The organism is Pseudomonas sp. TE3899 (genome assembly GCF_056279105.1).
The window spans coordinates 1324397-1342804 of the sequence record NZ_JBWBQR010000001.1 but is presented as its reverse complement, the minus strand read 5'-3'; the positions used below and the strand labels follow the sequence as shown (position 1 = coordinate 1342804).

The window sequence follows — 18408 nt, the reverse complement described above, 5'->3', positions numbered from 1 at the left end:
CCTCCTGTGTTCAAGCTTCGGCAAACCGTTGCAACTGCATTTCCTGCAAGCGACTGAGGGTGCGGCGGAACGGGAATTCCAGATAGCCCTCGGTGTACAAGGCCTCCATTGGCACCTGGGCTTCGAGGTACAGCGGCACCTTGCGGTCGTAGCACTCGTCCACCAGGGCGATGAAACGCCGAACGCCGTCATCGTGCACCGACAACTGCGGCAACTCACGGTCACCGGCCACCACCCGCTCCACACCGTCTTCGGTGCCCCTGGCGATGCGCCCTTCGCGTTTCTGCGCGCTCAGGTTGGGCACTTCACTCATCAGAATAGCGCTGAAGGTGTCGCACAGGGCCATGAAGTCCATGGCGGCAAACGGTTGCTCGCACAGATCCGCGTAACGACACCACAGCACCGTGGCGCTGGCCTGCACCACATGAACGCTGCGATAGCCGACCTGGATCGGAGCACTGGAAACCGATTGCCCCACCGTCAGGGCCTTGAACGCTTCGGCCAACCCGCTGGGCTCATCGAGCGCCCCCACCCAATAGCGCTGCAACGCCGCGCCGGGGTGCAGGCGATGATCTTCGCCGCCATCCACCGCGATCACTTGCATGTGCTGCTTGATCGCTTCGATGGCCGGAGTAAAACGGTCGCGGTTGAAACCGTCGGCGTACAGTTGGTCCGGCGGCTGGTTGGAGGTGCTCACCACCACCACGCCTTCCTCGAACATGACCTGAAACAAGCGGCCGAGAATGATCGCATCGCCGATGTCGTTGACGAACAACTCGTCGAAACACAGCACGCGGACTTCCTGGGCCAATTCCCGGGCCAGGGCTTTGAGTGGGTCGGCGGTGCCGGTCAACTGGAACGAGCGCTGATGCACCCAGCCCATGAAATGGTGGAAATGCTGACGCCGGGCCGGTACCCGCAGGCTCTCGTAGAACTGATCCATCAGCCAGGTCTTGCCCCGACCTACCGGGCCCCAGAGGTACACGCCGGTGATCGACTTGCGCCCTTCATGCAAGGCTTCGTGACACTTTTGCAGGGCCCAGACGGCATGTTCCTGGGCTTCGTCCTGAACAAAGCCCTTCTGTTCAATGGCGTACTGCCAGGCGCTTAACGGGGAGTCGAATGTCATAGGGCCGCGCTTCAGATCAGAAGCTGCGCAGTATGCCAGTCACCCCACCATTTGAAACACCACAATTCCCCGTGTGGGAGCGCAGGGGTGTCAGAGGGAAATGTCCAACCGGGCGATCTTGCCCTGCTCGTTCAATCGAAACGTGTAGCGCAATTGCAGCGGGCTGCCGGGAAACGTCCCGGAAATCAGGTTGTGCACCAGCACCTTGCCGGTGCGCAACTGAACGTCGAGCACCTCGACCCGTGGCTGGTAGCGTTGCGCGGTGTCTTGCATCCATTGGGCGATGGCCTGGGGCCCGACCTGATGCTCGCCTTCGTCGAAGACATTGGCATCCTCGGCGAAAAAACTGGCGACCCGTGAGGTGTCACGGGCATTGGCGGCGGCGATGTAAGCGGCGATGGCCGGGGCCAGTGAAGCGGCTGGACTAGACATGTTGATAGCTCCTTGTTGTTTGATTCTGGAGCCATGCTAAATCAGCGCTGTGTCAGTTCTTGTCAGGAGTGAAGCGCCCGGCCTCATCCAGTTGCATCTGCTTGCGCCAGGTGCGCAACAGGTCGCTGCGCCGGCCGGGATAGCGCTCGCCCTGCTCGCTCGCGGCTGAAATCCGGTCGGTGCGAAAGGTCCGATAGGCACTGCGCAATTCGCACCAGGCGACGATGATCCGCACCTCGTTGAGAAAGCCCAGCGCCAAGGGCCAGATCAAGCGCTGGGTCGGCACCTGATGGGCGTCGGCGTAGTCGATGTGCAACTTGGCCTGATTGCGGATCGCCTGGCGGAACACATTCAGCGGCACAGCGTTTTGCGCAAAACCGTACCCCGACGGGCCGGGCAAAACCGTCGGGTTGTGCAACGCCTCCAACGCCTCGGGCGCCAACACCGCGGCAATCTTCGCCAACGCATCCGCCGCCGCCTTGCTCAACACCTCATCGCCACGCTGATCGACATAGCGCAAACCGAGCACGATGGCTTCGGTTTCGTCGGCGTTGAGCATCAAGGGCGGCAGAAACAGACCGCTGCGCAACACATAGCCGATTCCCGCCTCGCCATAAATCGGCGCGCCGAGGGCCGTGAGTTCGGCGATGTCGCGGTACAGCGTGCGTTCGGAGATCTCCAGTTCGCTGGCCAGGGTCGCGGCGGTCGCCGGGCGGCTTTTCCCGCGCAACACTTGGAGCAAGGTCAGTAAACGAGTGGTTCGCGACACGATCGGCACGCTCAGTCCGGGAAAGTGGCCGAAGCTTAGCAAAGGCTGCTGTCAGAAACTGGCAGGAGTGATCGGCCCTTTCATCGCCCCTGAAAAAAGCGTCTTGACGCTGGATATTACTCGCATCATATTAAATACATGTTGCTGAACATTTATATTCAACCCCGACGTTTTCCCTCAGGAGTCCTCCCATGCATTACAAAGTCTTTGGCCGTAAAACCGGCTTGCGGGTTTCGGAACTGGCGCTGGGCGCCGGCAATTTCGGCACCGGTTGGGGCCACGGCGCCGAACGCGACGAAGCCAAGCGGATTTTCGACGGCTACCTGGAGGCCGGCGGCAACTTCATCGACACCGCCAACGGTTATCAGGGAGGCGAGTCGGAAGGCATGCTCAGCGAGTTCATTGCTGCCGAGCGGGATCGGTTGGTGATCGCCACCAAATTCACCATGGGCACCGAGCGCACGGCCAATATTTCCTTCACCGGCAACAACCGCAAGAACATGGTCCGCGCCGCCGAAGAAAGCCTCAAACGCCTGAAAACCGATCACATCGACCTGTTCTGGGCGCACATCAGCGACGGCGTCACGCCGATGGAAGAAATCCTGCGGGGCTTCGATGACCTGGTGCGCGCCGGCAAGATTCACTACGCCGGTTTGTCGAACTTCCCGGCCTGGCGCATCGCTCGTGCTGATGTGCTGGCCGAAGTGCGCGGCTTTTCGCCGATCGCCGCGATCCAGACCGAATACAGCCTGGCCGAACGCACCGCTGAACGAGAATTGCTGCCGATGGCTGAAGCCCTGGGTCTGGCGGCAACCTTGTGGTCCCCGTTGGGTGGCGGCTTCCTCACCGGTAAATACCGCACCAACGACGAGAACAACCGCGCGGCCAAACTCGGCATGTTGATTCACAGCGAGAAAAGCGCCCGGGAAACCGCCCTGCTCGACACCTTATTGGCGGTTGCCGCCGAAATGGAATCCAGCCCGACCCACGTGGCCATTGCCTGGTTGCGCGAGAAAGCCAAGCGCTCGACCACGGCGCTGATTCCGATTCTGGGTTCGCGTACCCGTGAGCAGTTGGACGCCACGTTGGGCGCGTTGAATGTGCATCTGAATGACGAGCAGTTGGTGCGGCTGGATGGCAGCAGCAGTGTTGAGCCGGGTGTGCCGCACGCGATGATCGCCGGGTCGGTGGCGCGGTATACCGGGGTTGAGATTTTGGATTTGCCGAAGATTCCGGTGGCCTGAAAAAGCTTCGCGGGCAAGTCGAATCGTCGCACCGCTCGCTCCTACAGGTTATGCGCCAATTTCAACACTGCGCAAAACCTGTAGGAGCGAGGCTTGCCCGCGAAGGCGTCCTCCTGACCGCTACACATCCCTCTCAACGATCAACCTTATGTTTGGCCGCATACAAACACAGCATCTCCATGGCCAACGTCGCCGCCGCCAGTGAGGTAATGTCCGCGCTGTCATAAGCCGGCGCCACTTCCACCACATCCATCCCCACCAGATTGATCCCGCGCAAGCCGCCAAGAATCTCCAGCGCCTGCACCGTGCTCAGCCCGCCGCACACTGGCGTTCCGGTGCCAGGCGCGAACGCCGGGTCCAGGCAATCGATATCAAACGTCAGGTACACCGGGTTATCCCCGACACGTGCCCGAATCGCCTCGACAATCGCCTCACACCCCTGGCGATGCACCCGCCGGGCGTCCAGCACCTGAAACCCCATGTGATCGTCATTGGTCGTGCGCAAACCGATTTGCACCGAACGCGACGGATCCACCAGCCCTTCCTTGGCCGCATGCCAGAACATCGTGCCGTGATCGACGCGCTTGCCCTCCTCGTCCGGCCAAGTGTCGCTGTGGGCGTCGAAGTGGATCAGCGACAACGTGCCGTGCTTGCGGGCATGGGCCCTGAGCAGCGGATAAGTGACGAAGTGATCGCCACCGAAAGTGAGCATCGCGCTGCCGGCGCTGAGGATGTGCTCGGCGTGGGCTTCGATGCTTTCCGGGATCGAGTGCGGCGAGCCGTAATCGAAGTCACAATCGCCGAAATCAATCACCGCCAGGTGATCGAACGGGTCGAAGGTCCACGGCCAATGGCGTTCCCAGGCAATCCCGGTGGACGCGGCGCGAATGCCCCGTGGCCCGAAACGCGCGCCGGGGCGGTTGCTGGTGGCGGTGTCGAACGGCACACCGCTGACGGCCACATCCACACCGCGCAAATCGCGGCTGTAGCGTCGGCGCATGAAACTGGTGATACCGGCGTAGGTGCTTTCGGCGGCAGTCCCGTAGAGGCTGTCGCGGGTCATGGCCTGGTCGTTTTGCACAGGGACATCCATGGTGAGTTCCTTATTATTGGCGGCTACGGAAAGTGGTCCACAGGCGGGTGCGCTGGCGCATGTCTTTGAGGCTCATGCTGCGGTCGGCGTACAAACGGTCGCGAACGTCGGCCAGCGGGTAGATATCCGGGTCGGTGCGCACCGCTTCATCCACCAACGGCGTGGCGGCGGTATTGGCGGTGGCAAAGAACAGGGTGTTGGTCAGCGCGGCCACGGATTCGGGGCGCAGCATGAATTCGATGAACTGGCGCGCGGCTTCGGGGTGCGGCGCGTCCTTGGGGATCGCCAGGTTGTCCTGCCACACCAGCGTGCCTTCCTTGGGAATGCGGTACGCCACTTCGTACGGTTTGTTGGCCTTGCGCGCCTGATCGGCGGCCATGCTCGCGTCACCGTTGTACGTCAGGGCCAGGCACACGCTGCCGTTAGCCAGATCGCTGATCTGCCGGCCGGTGGCGACGTACAACACATTCGGCTGGAGCTGATGCAACAACGCCTCGGCAGCTGACAGATCTTTCTGATCAGTGCTGTAGGGATCTTTACCGAGGTAATGCAGCGCCAGGCCGATCACCTCTTGCGGCGAATCGAGAATGGCAATGCCGCAGTCTTTCAGCTTGCTGGCGTATTCGGGCTTGAACAGCAGATCAAGGCTATTGAGCGGCACGTCCGGCAAACGCTGTTTCACTGCTTCGACATTCATCCCCAGGCCCAACGTGCCCCAGGTGTAGGGCACGCCGTAGCGGTTGCCGGGGTCGACGGCGGCGAGTTTTTCCAGCAAGTCCGGGTCGAGGTTGGCGTAGCCCTTGAGGCCTTCGTGGGGAATCGCCTTCAACGCGCCGGCCGCCAGACCACGGGCCAATACGCTGGACGATGGCACCACCACGTCATAGCCGCTGCCACCGGTGAGCAACTTGGTTTCCAGCACTTCCGACGAGTCGAAGGTGTCGTAGCGCACGTGAATGCCGGTTTCCTGTTCGAAGCGCTGCAAGGTCTCGGGCGCCACGTAATCGGCCCAACTGTAGAGGTTGACCACCTTTTCCTCAGCCTGGGCCGACGCGGCGATTGCCAACAACAATGCGGGAAAACACAGTTTGAGAAGAGGAGGCATCACGAACACCTGACTTTATTGGAGTGGTTGCAGCGTGCGCCCTCGGATACATTGGAAAAATATCAAGTTTGTTAACCTGACTTTATCCAGGAGTAATGCGTGATGCTCGGCCAACTGCACGATCTGGACCTGCAACTGCTGCGCCTGTTTGTCAGCGTGGTGGAATGCGGCGGCTTCAGCGCGGCCCAGGGTGAACTGGGGTTGAGCCAATCGAGCATCAGCCAGCAAATGGCCAGGCTGGAAACCCGCCTCGGTTATCGCCTGTGCAGTCGCGGCAAGGGTGGCTTCCGGGTGACGCCCAAGGGCGAGCAATTGCTGATCGCCATTCGCAGTCTGTTTGAATCCATCGAAGTCTTTCGTCATCAGTCCAACGGCGTGGCCGGGCGTTTGATTGGCGAGGTGCGCCTGGGGTTGTCCGAAGCCCTCGACCAGTCGGTGCTGCAACGGGTGGCCGATGCGATCCGGCGCTTTCGCGAACGGGATGAGTCGGTGCGCATCGAGTTGATCAGCGCCATGCCCGGAGAAATGGAGCGACTGATGCTGCAGCAGCGGCTGGACCTGGCGATCGGTTATTTCTCACAGGTGCAACGTGCGTTTGACTACCGGGAATTGTTCAGCGAAACCCAGCATTTGTACTGCGCGCCGGGGCATCCGTTGTTCACCAACGAGGCGCCGGATGATCAAGCGCTGCAGGCGTGTGACCGGGTGGATCATCCCTATCGCTTCCTGCGCAGTGACGAGCCGTTCCAGGGCAAGGTGTGTTCGGCGCGCTCGGAACAGGTCGAGGGGACGCTGGCGTTTATTCTGTCCGGGAAACATGTGGGTTATTTGCCGAGCCACTTTGCCCGCAGTTGGGAAGACAAGGGGTTGCTACGGGCAGTTCGTGTAGGGGAAATGAGTTTTGATGTGGGATTTCACCTGGCCCGCCATCGGGCGCAAGTGCCGGGGGATGCGCAGAAGGCGTTTGAAGAGGATTTGCTGGCGGCGTTCACCTGACCTGATCGTTGATGATCGTTCCCACGCTCTGCGTGGAAATGCAGCCCGGGACGCTCTGCGTCCCAGCGGAACGCGGAGCGTCCCTTGAGGCATTCCCACGCAGAGCGTGGGAACGATCGGTACGCGGAGCATGGGAACGATCATGTAAACACCGCCGCACCCCCCTGTGGCGAGGGGGCTTGCCCCCGTTCGGCGGCGCAGCCGTCGTAAAACCGGTAAACGCGGTATGCCTGAAGAACCGCGTTGGCTGGTTTTGGGGCCGCTTTGCAGCCCAACGGGGGCAAGCCCCCTCGCCACAGTTGGGTGGTGGTCACAGGATTTGTGTCAGGTTGTAACTTTTCTGGCATCCTGCGCCTCCTTTTTCTGACCTGGCCCCTGGCGCTTTCCTCGTGACCTCATCCGAACACGCAAAATCCCAGCCCCGCTCCGACCTGATCTACGGCCTCAACGACCGCCCGCACCTGACCGCCACGGTCTTCGCCGCCCTGCAACACGTACTCGCGAGTTTCGTCGGCATTATCACGCCAACCCTGATCATGGGCGGTGCGCTGGGTCTGCAAAGCGAAATCCCCTACCTGATCAGCATGGCGTTGTTTGTCTCTGGCCTGGGCACCTTCGTCCAGGCCCGGCGCATTGGCCCAGTGGGTTCCGGATTGCTGTGCCTGCAAGGCACCAGTTTTTCCTTTATCAGCGTGATCCTCAGCGCCGGGTTCATGGTCAAGGCCCGGGGCGGCGGCACCGATGAGATTCTGTCGACGATCTTTGGCGTGTGCTTTTTCGCCGCGTTTATCGAAGTGGTGTTGAGCCAGTTCATCGGCAAGCTGCGGATGCTGATTACTCCGGTGGTCACTGGGACCATCATCACGCTCATGGGGCTGTCGCTGATCAAAGTCGCAATGACCGACATTGCCGGCGGCTTCGGCGTGGCGGACCTCGGCGCCAGTCATCACCTGGCCCTGGCAGCACTGGTGCTCGGGACCATCGTGGTACTGAACCGGGTCGATGTGCCGTTCCTGCGCCTCGGCGCGATTGTGATAGGCCTGACCCTCGGCTACGTCGTCGCCTGGTTGATGGGCGATGTGGATTTCGCCAGCCTGCCGGCGGTGCCGCTGGTGAGCGTGCCGGTGCCGTTCAAGTACGGTTTCAACTTCGATTGGGTGGCGTTTGTGCCGGTGGCGGTGATTTTCCTGGTGTCGCCGCTGGAAGCTGCGGGCGACTTGACGGCCAACTCGATGATTTCCCGGCAGCCGGTCAAGGGCCCGATCTACATTCGCCGGATCAAGTCCGGCCTGCTCGCCGATGGCCTCAACTCGGCCATGGCGGCGGTGTTCAACAGCATGCCGATGGTGACCTTCGCCCAGAACAACGGGGTGATCCAGCTCACCGGCGTGGCCAGCCGTTACGTGGCGTTTTTCATCGCCGGCTTGCTGGTGCTGCTGGGTCTGTTCCCGATGATCGGCGCGGTGCTGCAACTGATGCCGAAACCGGTACTGGGCGGCGCGGAGCTGGTGATGTTCGGCACCGTGGCCGTGGCCGGGATCAAGATCCTCGCCGAAGCCGGCCTGCATCGGCGCAACATGCTGATTGTGTCGATTTCCCTCGGCATGGGCCTGGGCATCGCGGCGGTGCCAGAAGTGTTGCGCGAGTTGCCCCTGGCGCTGCACAACATCTTCGAATCGCCGATTACCGTGGGTGCGCTGTGCGCGATCATCCTCAACGTGTTCCTGCCCGAGGAATTCATGGAGCTTGAGGAAGACGATTTCGACCCGGAAGCGTCGATCCTGCAAGTCATGGAAAACCCGCAAGCCACGGAATCCGCCAGCCACCTGAACCGCTGAAGCGCGCGTGCTACATTCGTGGCGACTCCGCTTGGCACAAGGTTGATCGCACGTTGAACAAGAAGACCGGCATCCGGGCCGCCCAGGCCCAGCAGACCCGCACACGGATCCTCGAAGCAGCGGTGAAAGTGTTCACCCGCGACGGTTATTCCGGAGGGCGGGTCGAGAGCATTTCCCGGGAAGCCGAGTCCAACGACCGCATGCTCTATTACTACTTCGGCAGTAAGGAGCAGCTGTTTATCTGCGTGCTCGAACACACCTACGAGCAATTCAACAAGGCCGAAAGCCGACTGAAGCTGGACCTGAGCCAGCCGCTGGTGGCGTTGCAGGAACTGGTGGCGTTCGTCTGGCATTACTACGTCAAGCACCCGGAATTCGTCGCGATCCTGAGCAATGAAAACCTCCACGGCGGCAAGCATGCGCAACAGTCCAGCGAGTTGCGCCGGTTGTCCGGGGAAGCGGTCGGGGTGTTGAAGCCGATCATTGAGGCGGGTCAGGCCCAAGGGCTGTTTCGCGAGGTGCTGGACATCAAGCATGTGTATTTGATGATTGCCTCGCTCTGTTATTTCTATAACTCCAACCGGCACACCCTGAGTTCGTTTCTGGGTGAGGATTTGGCGGACAAGGGGCAGCAGCAGGATTGGTTGGGGTTTATTCAGGATTTGGTGGTGCGGGGGGTGATGAGGTTGCCCCCGCGGGATCTCGGTTGATAGGGCCGGCCCCTTCGCGGGCAAGCCTCGCTCCTACACGCGATGCTTTTAATGGCTGCCGGGATTCGCCCGCAAATGCGCCACCGTCGACTCCAACCCTTCCCAACCCGGCGCATTCCCCGCAAACCGACTGCGCAAATACGCCGCCAATTCCGCCACCTGGGTGTTCGACAGGCTGTCCTTGAAAGCAGGCATGTAACCCAAGTCCTTGGTCGCCGGGGTATCGATGCCTTGCAGAATGACCTTGATCAGGTTATCCGGCTGATCGCTGTGCACGTTGGTGTTGGTGGCCAGCGACGGACTCACGCCAAACAGTTTCGGCCCCAGGCCATCGGCATGACAGGCCTTGCACGAACCTTCAAATACGCGCCGGCCGTTGCTCAGGGAAACGGTGGCCACCGGCCGCGTGGCTTTCTCCACGACTTGCGCCTCAGCCTGCGCGCCATTAAGTGACGCCAGATACACCGCTATCGCCCGGATATCATCCTTGGGCAACTTCGCCAATTCCGTGACCACCGGCCCCATCGGCCCGGTCGCCACGCCATGTTCAGCGGAATAACCGCTGCTCAAGTAACCGAACAGCTGATCCTCGGTCCAGGGTGTCGGTGCCTTGGACAACCCGTTCAGCGCCGGCGCCTCCCAGCCATCCACCATCCCGCCCGCGAGGAACGATGCACCGCCCTTCTCCGCCCCCATCAAATTGCGCGGCGAATGGCACGCTGCGCAGTGGCCCAAACCGTTGACCAGGTACGCGCCGCGATTCCACTGTTCGCTACGCTGCGGCTGCACGCTGATTTCACCCTTGCGCAGGAACAACGCATTCCACCCCGCCATCAACGGCCGCAGGTTGAACGGAAAGCGCATGTCGTTGGCCTTTGCCGCTTGGCTGACCGGCGCTTGTGACATCAGGTACGCATACAACGCCTGCATATCCGCATCATTGATATTGCGAAACGCGGTGTAGGGGAACGCCGGATACAGATTGCGCCCATCCCGGCCGATGCCGTCGCGCATCGCCCGTTCGAACGCCGGATAGGACCAACTGCCAATTCCGGTTTTCACGTCGGGCGTGATGTTGCTGCTGTACAGCGTGCCGAACGGCGTCTCCATCGCCAGGCCACCGGCATTGGTCGTGCCGCCCGGTACCGTGTGGCACACCGCGCAATCGCCGACCGCCGCCAGCAAGCGGCCGCGCTCCAGGGTCGCCGTGGACCAGGTGCCGGCGCTCGGCGGCGCTATCGGTGCGATTTCGCCGTGAAACGGCCACGCCGTCGCCGCCATGCCGAGCACCGCGCCGAACGCGGCAAACAGTGATCCGAACAGCCATTTCGAACGCTTGGCCGGGGACTTCGGCGGTTCATCGCAGGTCCCGGCATTCAACGCCGCCAACACTCGCTCCGGTGTGATCGGCAGTTCGCGAAAACGGATCCCGGTGGCGTCATAAATCGCATTGGCAATCGCCGCCGCACTCGGCACCGAAGCCGATTCACCGGCGCCCATCGGCGGCTGGTCCTGGCGCGGCATCATCAGCACGTCGATCTGCGGCACTTCGGGAAAGGTCAGGATCGGATAACCGCCCCACTCCTTGCTCGCCACCGTCGATTCCTCGAACGTCACCCGCTCCTTGAGCACGCGGCTGGTGGACTGGATGACGTTGCCGTGGATCTGATGCTGCACGCCGGCCGGGTTGATCATCATCCCCGAGTCATGGCCGATCACCACCCGCGTGACCGAGACATCGCCGGTCTGCCGGTCGATGGCCACGTCCGCGACCCACGCCGCCCACGCCGCACCGAAACCGGGAAATTTGCTGTGGATGTAGCGCGCGTAGGCAAAGCCACGACCGCGCAGCAACTGATCCTCGTTCGGGGTTTGCATCGGCGCGGTGCGTGGGGTCCAGGCCGCGCGTTCGGCGGTGGATTTCACCAGGTCGATGGCGCGCTCGTCGTGCAGGTAGCGCAAGCGGTATTCCACCGGATCAACGCCGGCGGCAAAGGCCAGTTCATCGATGTAAGACTCGTGGGCGAAGGTGTTGGGCAACGCGGAAACCCCGCGCATCCACGAGGCGCGGACAATCGGCGCCATGTCGTTGATGGTCACGCGCATGTTTTCAAAGTCGTAGGGCGGGATCGAGGTGCGGTCGCCCATCTCGAACATCGCCGCTACCGGCTCGACCCGCCCGGTCAGCAGCAGGGCCAATGTCGGCGCACCGTTCGATGGGTAACTGGTCTGGAAATCATAGGCAGCGACACTGCCATCGGCGTTCAAACCGCCATCAACGTCCATCAGTTGCGCGGTGCCTTTGGGTTCCCACAGATGCTCTTGCTCGCGGGTCAGTTGCACCCGCACCGGTTTGCCCACGGCGCGGGACAACAGCAAGGCATCGGCGCACACATCGTCCGCGCAATTACGCCCGTAGCAGCCGGACGCTTCCATGCGAATGATCTCGATGGCTTCCTCTTCACACTCCAGCAACCACGCGAGGTCGGCGCGCAGCAAATGCGGATTCTGGCTGCCGGACCACACCCTGCTGCCCGATGGCTGATAGTCCGCGACGCCACAGGACGGGCCGATCGAACCGTGCATCTGATACGGCCACATATACGTGCGCGGCATGCGCTGAGTGGCGGCGGCCAGGGCTTCATCGACGTTGCCCTGATCCAGCACCACCCGTTGCACCCGGGGGTTGTCGCGAATCGCCTGCTCGACATCGCTCAGGTCCGGCAAGCCTTGATTCCAGGTTTTCCAAGTGACTTTCAACGTTTGGGCAGCCTTGATCGCCTGCTCCTCGCGCAACGCCACGATGCCGACGAAATCGCGGATCACCACCACGGCGACGATTCCGGCGATGTGGGCGATGGAGGATTCGTCGACTTCCAGCAGGCTGTTGCCGACAAAATCACCGCAATCGAGCCCGGCATAGGGCGGGCGAATCACCCGGCCGTGGAGCATGTTCGGCACGCGCATGTCGTGGACGTAGGTCAGCTCGCCAGTGGCCTTGCCCGGAATGTCCACCCGCGCCGCGCCCTTGCCCACCAGTCGATAGGCTTCGGCGGGTTTCAGCGGTGCGGTACCGGAGATGCGCAGTTCAACGTGCTCGCCGCTGACCAGATCGACGTAGGTTGCGGTGCGGCCGTCCTCGGCGCGAATCACGCCTGCTTCGATCTTCAGGCTACTGGCCGCCACCGACCAACGTTCGGCTGCCGTTTCCAACAGATAACGCCGCGCCTCGGCCGCCGCATTGCGCAACGGAATCGCGGAAATCTGCAACGTCGCACTGGCAATGGTCGCGCCCTGATTCGGCGCACGCTCGGTGTCGCCGAGCACCATGCACACCTGTTCCATTTGTAAATCGAGTTCTTCGGCGACGATCTGCGCCAGCGAGGTGCGAATGCCGGTGCCGAGGTCGACATGGCCGTTGAACGCATACACGCGCCCGTCATCGCTGATGGCAATGAACAGGCCCAGTTCCTTGGGTTTGATCCGCGGCGTACCGCCCTTCGCCACCGGGCCGGACGGCGGCAGGATGTCGTCGACGATCAGCAGCACGCCGGACTTGGCCAGCAGTTGGTCGCGGGTCGGGATGGAAAGCGCGATGGAGCCAGTCATGGTCATTGATCCACCTTCAAGGCATTTGACGGGCGGCACGCAGCACCGCGCGGAGGATTTCGATGTGGGTGCCGCAGCGGCAGAGATTGGCCGAGAGTTCGTTGCGGATCTGGGTTTCGCTGGGGTGCGGGATGCGGTCGAGCAAGGCCTTGGTGGTCATGATCATGCCGTTGAGGCAATAGCCGCATTGCGCCGCTTGTTCGTCGATAAAGGCTTGTTGCACCAGGTGCGGCACGGCGCGGGTGCCGAGGCCTTCGAGGGTGACAATCTGCCGATCCACGGCACCGGCCAGCGGAAACACGCAAGAACGCGCCGCCACCCCGTCGATGATCACCGTGCACGCCCCGCACTCGCCCAGGCCGCAGCCGTACTTGGGGCCGTTGAGCTGCAAGTCATTGCGCAAGATCAGCAATAACGGCGTGTCCGCCATGGCGGTGACGGTGCGGGTGAGGCCATTGACCTCAAGCGTTACGGTGATTTCCTGGCTGGTCATTCGCGGCGCCTGCTTCGTTTGATGAAGTGGCTACTACACCAAAAGGTCGAAAAAAAACGTCGCGGGCCGGATGGGGTTGTGGCGACGCGACACACTCGACTGGTGAAGTGGCTACTACATGAAACAGGAGCAAAAACGATGCCAAAGACCTGGACGCGATTTATGCGTCCTGCGGGTCGTCGATCATTTTGCGCAGCAAAAACAGCACCGCGACCTGCTCGGCCGGGTTGAGGTTGCTCATGGTCAGCTCGGTGATTTTCCCGGCGCAGGGCACGGTTTGCTGCACCAGACGGTCGCCGGCTTCGGACAGGCCGACGATGACTTTGCGCCGGTCTTGGGGGTCGGGTTCGAGGGTAATCAGTTCCCGGGCCTTGAGCCGTTCGACGATGCCGCGAATGGTCGCCTGGTCCACGGCAGTGGCCTTGACCAGCTCAGTCAGGGAGCTGGGGCCGTGATCGCGCACGGCACAGAGCGTGACGAACTGCACCGCCGTGAGCTGGGAATCGCCGACATTCTGCTGAAAAATCGCCATGTGCCGCTGATAGGCCTTGCGCAGCAAATGCCCGACTTGTTCGGAGAAAACGTAGGAAGCATCAGGAGTTTCAGGCACGGCGGACTCGAAAGGCGATGAGTGGTGGGGAGGCATGATGGACAGGTTGGCAGGCGGACTCAAGAGCGGTTTGGGGCAAACACCTGAACCGCTTTGCGTAGGACCAAGGCTTGCCCGCGATGGCGCCCGTGAGATCGCGATCGCGGGCAAGCCTTGCTCCTACAGGTTTCAGCGAACCCGGGAGGCTTCTGGCGCCACCACATCCCCGCCGATCACCACCGCCTGGTCATCCAGGTACACATCGCAATTGCGCAGCGGAATATCCAGGTGGCACGGGGTTTTGCGCTTGCCGCCGACTTCGGTGTTCGGCCCGGTGGAGAACAGGAAGTTGCCATAGAACGCCCGGGCGTCCATGCACATGCCATCGTTCTTGTCGTGCAGACCCATGGCGGTCCACTGGGCTTTTGGCTGCAAACCCCAGCCGATGTGGGAGATGCCGTACACCTCGGGATCGTTGAAATACTTCATGTAGTCGCGCAGGTATTCAGCCTCGAAACCGCCGTGGATTGAGGTGATAAAGCCCTTTTCGATCTCCAGGGTGATCTTCTCCCGGGCGTAGGTCTTGAACGGCAGCACGATGTCGCCGATGTCCAGCACCAGCACGCCTTCGGCGGTTTCTTCGTTGGGCCAGGAGAACAGAAAACCGCTGGGCCAGTGGTCCCAGCGCCCCGGTTCATCGGCGAAACCGTACTCGGTGACCGCCGGATATTGCCCCAGCGCCGCCCGGAAATCGCTGCCGGCGCGGGACGTGACGTGGATCGAGCGCGCTTGTGTCAGCAGCTTCTCCGCCGCCATCACCCGCACCTTGTCCGCCTCGGTCGGCAGCATCCGCGCCAGCACTTCCGGGGGTTCGACGGCCAACAGAATGCGCGTGCCGGTCTTGAGGATCTGCTCCTGTTCCGGCGAGTGCAGCAGCATCATGGTGTCGACGATCAGGTCCGCCGCTTCCAGCGCCCGTTGCGCCGCGATGTTGCCAGTGAGCGCGGTGTCGCCGCAGTAGGCGGTCATGTCATTGCCCATGGCCGTCGGGTGGTTGAACGACGGCAGTTCCACGGCGTAGACCTTGGCACCCAGGCGTTGGGCGGCGTCCATCGCGGCACGCACGGTGCGCGGGTCGGAATAGTGGCTCTTGAGCACGGCGACGCTCTGGGTCGCATCGACCTTCGACAGCTTCAACACGTGTTCGAACATCTGGGTCAGTTCGCAATCGCTTACCGGCATTTCCAATCTCCTCAATCGTCTGCTGCGCACCAAGTCGAGGCGCCACGCCTCACCCCAGTGCATTTTTATAGCGTGTACGCCATTTGTTATCGATAAGACATCAAATGCGAGCGGACTGCAAGCGCCGGACCATAACGTTACCAACCCACACAAACCCAACAAACAAAGGTTACATTCGGTGACTACGGGCAAAAAACGCCAAAAATTATTTTTTACCAACGGCTCTTTCTTTTTGAAAAATACAGCGTATACACTTTAAAAACCTTGCGGCGACCCGCCAGCGACCATTCGAAGAAGAGGAACAAGCCCCATGGCCCAAACACAAAAAATCGCCATCGTCGGTGCAGGTCTTGGCGGTGCAGCCGCTGCGACGTTGCTGCAACAAGCCGGGTTCCAGGTGGACATCTACGAACAGGCCCCGGAGTTCTCCCGCCTCGGCGCCGGGATCCACATGGGCCCCAACATCATGAAAATCTTCCGGCGCATGGGCATCGAGCAGCGGCTTGATTTGATGGGCTCGCACCCTGATCACTGGTTCAGCCGTGATGGCTTGAGCGGCGACTACCTGTCGCGCATCCCGCTGGGGGATTTCGCTCGCAAGGAATACGGCGCGTCCTACGTCACCGTGCACCGCGGCGACCTGCACGCCTTGCAGATGTCGACGATCAAACCGGGCACGGTGCACTTCAACAAACGCCTGGAAACCCTCGAAGAAACCGAGACCCAGGTGCGCCTGACGTTCAGCGACGGCGAAGTCACCTACGCCGACATCGTGATCGGCGCCGACGGCATCAATTCGAAGATTCGTGAAGAGTTGCTGGGCGCGGAAAAACCGCTGTACAGCGGCTGGGTCGCACACCGGGCACTGATCCGTGGCGATCAACTGGCCAAGTACGACTTGAAGTTCGAGGACTGCATCAAGTGGTGGACCGAGGACCGGCACATGATGGTCTACTACACCACCGGCAAGCGCGACGAGTACTACTACGTCACCGGCGTGCCGCACCCGGAGTGGGATTTCCAGGGCGCGTTCGTCGATAGCAGCCGCGAAGAAATGTTCGAGGCATTCCAGGGTTATCACCCGACCGTGCAAGCGCTGATTGAGTCCACCGAAAGCGTGACCAAGTGGCCGCTGCGCAACCGCAATCCGTTGCCACTGTGGAGCCGGGGTCGCCTGGTATTGCTCGGCGACGCCTGCCACCCGATGAAGCCGCACATGGCCCAGGGCGCCGGCATGGCCATCGAAGACGCCGCAATGCTGACCCGCTGCTTGCAGGAAACCGGCCTCGGCGATTACCGCACCGCGTTCGAACTCTATGAAGCCAACCGCAAGGAACGCGCCTCCCGCGTTCAGTCCGTGTCCAACGCCAACACCTGGCTGCGGACTCAGGAAGACCCGGCCTGGGTCTATGGCTACGACCTGTACGCCCAGCAGCTGAAATCGGGGGTGGCCGCGTGAGCACTTTCGTCCATGGCGGCAACGTTCAGGCCAACGGCATTCGCCAGCATTACTTGCGCTACGGCGGCAAAGGCCCGGCGCTGGTGCTGATTCCCGGCATTACCAGCCCGGCGATTACCTGGGGGTTTGTTGCCGAACGCCTTGGGGAGCATTTCGATACCTACGTGCTGGACGTGCGCGGACGTGGCCTCTCCTCCACCGGGCCCGATCTGGATTACAGCGCTGAGACTTGCGCCGATGACATCGGTGCGTTTGCCCAAGCCATGCAGCTCGACAGCTACCACTTGGTCGGCCACTCCATGGGCGCGCGGTTTGCCGTGCGCAGCGCCGTGAAACATCCGGCCGGGGTCAATCGCCTGGTGTTGATCGACCCGCCCGTCTCCGGCCCCGGACGCCGTGAATACCCGAGCAAGTTGCCGTGGTACGTCGACTCGATCCGCCAGTCATTGATCGGGATGGATGCCGAGGCGATGCGCGCCTTCTGCGCCACCTGGACCGACGAGCAACTGCAACTGCGCGCCGAGTGGTTGCATACCTGCTACGAGCCGGCGATCGTGCGCGCCTTCAACGATTTTCATGACGTGGATTTCCATCAGGACCTGCCAAAACTCCAGGCTCCGGCGCTGTTGATGGTCGCTGGTCGTGGCGGGGTGATTGCGCCCGAGGACGAGGCGGAAATCCTCGATCTGCAACCGAACATTCGCAGCGTCCACGTTGAAAACGCCGGGCACATGATCCCGTGGGATGACCTCGAAGGTTTCTTCGCGGCCTTCGGTGATTTCCTCGGCCCGCGCCTCAACTAATCGAATCGGGAGACTTTTATGCTCAAGCCCTACCGCATCGGCCAGATTGTGCCGAGCTCCAACACCACCATGGAAACCGAGATCCCGGCGATGCTCAATGCGCGCCAGTTGATCCGCCCGGAACGTTTCACTTTCCACTCCAGCCGCATGCGCATGAAGCAAGTGCGCAAGGAAGAACTGGCGGCGATGGACGGCGAATCCGACCGTTGCGCCATTGAACTGTCCGACGCCAAGGTCGATGTGCTGGGGTATGCCTGCCTGGTGGCGATCATGGCGATGGGGCTCGGTTATCATCGCCAGTCCGAGCAACGGCTGCGCAAAGCCACCGCCGATAACGATGCCAACGCGCCGGTGATCACCAGTGCCGGTGCGTTGATCGAAGGCTTGAAAGTCATGGGCGCCAAACGCATTGCCATCGTCGCGCCGTACATGAAGCCGCTGACGGAACTGGTGGTCGATTACATTCGCGAAGAAGGCTTTGAAGTGGTGGATTGGCGCGCCCTGGAGATCCCCGACAACCTCGCCGTGGCCCGGCACGACCCGGCGAACCTGCCCGGCATCGTGGCTGGCATGAATCTGGAAGGGGTGGATGTGATTGTGCTGTCGGCCTGCGTGCAGATGCAGTCGCTGCCGGTGGTGGCGCAAGTCGAAGCGCAAACCGGCAAACCGGTGCTGACCGCCGCCATCGCCACCACCTACGCCATGCTCAAGGCCCTGGACCTGGAGCCGATCGTTCCCGGTGCGGGTGCCCTGCTCTCCGGCGCTTATTGAGGTGGCTCAGCGCACACTTTTTTGTGGCAACCGGGCTTTTGTGGCGAGGGGGTTTACCCCCGTTGGGCTGCGCAGCAGCCCCATTGAGTTTTGTCTGAAATAACGCGGTGGCGCTATTAGGGCCGC

General features: G+C 61.8%; 16 protein-coding genes. 7 read left to right on the top strand and 9 right to left on the bottom strand.

Annotated features, from left to right (window positions below; all coding sequences use genetic code 11):
• Positions 1–10 precede the first annotated feature (10 nt).
• The 3 genes from zapE to ACZ89E_RS06090 all read right to left on the bottom strand — a co-directional run bounded on the left by zapE (position 11) and on the right by ACZ89E_RS06090 (position 2330).
• Positions 11–1129, bottom strand: coding sequence for a cell division protein ZapE (gene zapE, locus ACZ89E_RS06100; RefSeq protein ID WP_476255117.1), 1119 nt, complete (start codon positions 1127–1129; stop codon positions 11–13).
• A gap of 90 nt (positions 1130–1219) precedes the next feature.
• On the bottom strand, positions 1220–1561 hold the full coding sequence (locus ACZ89E_RS06095) for a nuclear transport factor 2 family protein (RefSeq protein ID WP_463257487.1): 342 nt from the start codon (positions 1559–1561) through the stop codon (positions 1220–1222).
• A gap of 52 nt (positions 1562–1613) precedes the next feature.
• Positions 1614–2330 carry a helix-turn-helix transcriptional regulator gene (locus tag ACZ89E_RS06090; protein ID WP_149661586.1) on the bottom strand — a complete coding sequence of 239 codons (717 nt, stop codon included), beginning with the start codon at positions 2328–2330 and terminating at the stop codon, positions 1614–1616.
• A gap of 191 nt (positions 2331–2521) precedes the next feature.
• Between ACZ89E_RS06090 and ACZ89E_RS06085 the strand changes: the two genes are divergently transcribed.
• A complete protein-coding gene (locus ACZ89E_RS06085; protein ID WP_149661585.1) occupies positions 2522–3574 on the top strand; it encodes an aldo/keto reductase in 1053 nt (350 codons plus the stop codon).
• Positions 3575–3707: 133 nt separating this feature from the next.
• Here ACZ89E_RS06085 and speB read toward each other — a convergent pair whose 3' ends face one another.
• Complete coding sequence (gene speB, locus ACZ89E_RS06080) at positions 3708–4667, bottom strand: agmatinase (RefSeq protein WP_149661584.1); 960 nt, start codon at positions 4665–4667, stop codon at positions 3708–3710.
• A gap of 13 nt (positions 4668–4680) precedes the next feature.
• Complete coding sequence (locus ACZ89E_RS06075; protein ID WP_476255116.1) at positions 4681–5772, bottom strand: polyamine ABC transporter substrate-binding protein; 1092 nt, start codon at positions 5770–5772, stop codon at positions 4681–4683.
• A gap of 102 nt (positions 5773–5874) precedes the next feature.
• On the opposite strand from ACZ89E_RS06075, the gene ACZ89E_RS06070 reads away from it, so the two are divergent.
• The 3 genes from ACZ89E_RS06070 to ACZ89E_RS06060 all read left to right on the top strand — a co-directional run bounded on the left by ACZ89E_RS06070 (position 5875) and on the right by ACZ89E_RS06060 (position 9316).
• Positions 5875–6768: a LysR family transcriptional regulator gene (locus tag ACZ89E_RS06070; RefSeq protein WP_463257491.1), complete on the top strand. Its 894-nt coding sequence runs from the start codon at positions 5875–5877 to the stop codon at positions 6766–6768.
• A gap of 389 nt (positions 6769–7157) precedes the next feature.
• Entirely contained in the window at positions 7158–8606 is a 1449-nt protein-coding gene (locus ACZ89E_RS06065; protein ID WP_476255115.1) for a nucleobase:cation symporter-2 family protein, read from the top strand.
• A 53-nt stretch (positions 8607–8659) separates the two neighbouring features.
• A complete protein-coding gene (locus tag ACZ89E_RS06060; RefSeq protein WP_149661580.1) occupies positions 8660–9316 on the top strand; it encodes a TetR/AcrR family transcriptional regulator in 657 nt (218 codons plus the stop codon).
• Between the two features lie 48 nt (positions 9317–9364).
• Here the strand turns inward: ACZ89E_RS06060 and ACZ89E_RS06055 are convergent, their stop codons facing one another.
• The 4 genes from ACZ89E_RS06055 to ACZ89E_RS06040 form a co-directional block, all read right to left on the bottom strand.
• Complete coding sequence (locus tag ACZ89E_RS06055; RefSeq protein WP_476255114.1) at positions 9365–12925, bottom strand: molybdopterin cofactor-binding domain-containing protein; 3561 nt, start codon at positions 12923–12925, stop codon at positions 9365–9367.
• Positions 12926–12941: 16 nt separating this feature from the next.
• On the bottom strand, positions 12942–13418 hold the full coding sequence (locus ACZ89E_RS06050) for a (2Fe-2S)-binding protein (RefSeq protein ID WP_476255113.1): 477 nt from the start codon (positions 13416–13418) through the stop codon (positions 12942–12944).
• Positions 13419–13578: 160 nt separating this feature from the next.
• Positions 13579–14064, bottom strand: a complete 486-nt coding sequence (locus ACZ89E_RS06045; protein WP_149661578.1) for a MarR family winged helix-turn-helix transcriptional regulator — start codon at positions 14062–14064, stop codon at positions 13579–13581.
• Between the two features lie 132 nt (positions 14065–14196).
• A complete protein-coding gene (locus tag ACZ89E_RS06040) occupies positions 14197–15249 on the bottom strand; it encodes a 2,5-dihydroxypyridine 5,6-dioxygenase (protein ID WP_463257496.1) in 1053 nt (350 codons plus the stop codon).
• 310 nt (positions 15250–15559) lie between these two features.
• Here ACZ89E_RS06040 and ACZ89E_RS06035 point away from each other — a divergent pair, with 310 nt between their 5' ends.
• Genes ACZ89E_RS06035 through ACZ89E_RS06025 form a run of 3 tightly spaced genes read left to right on the top strand, consistent with a single transcriptional unit; the run spans position 15560 to position 18282 of the window.
• The gene (locus ACZ89E_RS06035; protein WP_476255112.1) at positions 15560–16708 is read left to right on the top strand and encodes an FAD-dependent monooxygenase; all 1149 of its coding nucleotides are present in this window, start codon (positions 15560–15562) and stop codon (positions 16706–16708) included.
• Positions 16705–17511: an alpha/beta fold hydrolase gene (locus ACZ89E_RS06030; protein ID WP_149661575.1), complete on the top strand. Its 807-nt coding sequence runs from the start codon at positions 16705–16707 to the stop codon at positions 17509–17511. Before ACZ89E_RS06035 ends, ACZ89E_RS06030 begins: the two co-directional genes overlap by 4 nt.
• 18 nt (positions 17512–17529) lie before the next feature.
• Positions 17530–18282, top strand: a complete 753-nt coding sequence (locus ACZ89E_RS06025) for a maleate cis-trans isomerase family protein (RefSeq protein ID WP_149661574.1) — start codon at positions 17530–17532, stop codon at positions 18280–18282.
• Positions 18283–18408 lie beyond the last annotated feature (126 nt).

What these genes read in the sequence shown, in the direction of transcription:
- ACZ89E_RS06095 (WP_463257487.1), bottom strand. Translation starts at nt 1,561, where the DNA reads ATGTCTAGTCCAGCCGCTTCACTGGCCCCGGCCATCGCCGCTTACATC.
- zapE (WP_476255117.1), bottom strand. Translation starts at nt 1,129, where the DNA reads ATGACATTCGACTCCCCGTTAAGCGCCTGGCAGTACGCCATTGAACAG.
- ACZ89E_RS06070 (WP_463257491.1), top strand. Translation starts at nt 5,875, where the DNA reads ATGCTCGGCCAACTGCACGATCTGGACCTGCAACTGCTGCGCCTGTTT.
- speB (WP_149661584.1), bottom strand. Translation starts at nt 4,667, where the DNA reads ATGGATGTCCCTGTGCAAAACGACCAGGCCATGACCCGCGACAGCCTC.
- ACZ89E_RS06040 (WP_463257496.1), bottom strand. Translation starts at nt 15,249, where the DNA reads ATGCCGGTAAGCGATTGCGAACTGACCCAGATGTTCGAACACGTGTTG.
- ACZ89E_RS06050 (WP_476255113.1), bottom strand. Translation starts at nt 13,418, where the DNA reads ATGACCAGCCAGGAAATCACCGTAACGCTTGAGGTCAATGGCCTCACC.
- ACZ89E_RS06085 (WP_149661585.1), top strand. Translation starts at nt 2,522, where the DNA reads ATGCATTACAAAGTCTTTGGCCGTAAAACCGGCTTGCGGGTTTCGGAA.
- ACZ89E_RS06035 (WP_476255112.1), top strand. Translation starts at nt 15,560, where the DNA reads ATGGCCCAAACACAAAAAATCGCCATCGTCGGTGCAGGTCTTGGCGGT.
- ACZ89E_RS06075 (WP_476255116.1), bottom strand. Translation starts at nt 5,772, where the DNA reads ATGCCTCCTCTTCTCAAACTGTGTTTTCCCGCATTGTTGTTGGCAATC.
- ACZ89E_RS06045 (WP_149661578.1), bottom strand. Translation starts at nt 14,064, where the DNA reads ATGCCTCCCCACCACTCATCGCCTTTCGAGTCCGCCGTGCCTGAAACT.
- ACZ89E_RS06025 (WP_149661574.1), top strand. Translation starts at nt 17,530, where the DNA reads ATGCTCAAGCCCTACCGCATCGGCCAGATTGTGCCGAGCTCCAACACC.
- ACZ89E_RS06055 (WP_476255114.1), bottom strand. Translation starts at nt 12,925, where the DNA reads ATGACTGGCTCCATCGCGCTTTCCATCCCGACCCGCGACCAACTGCTG.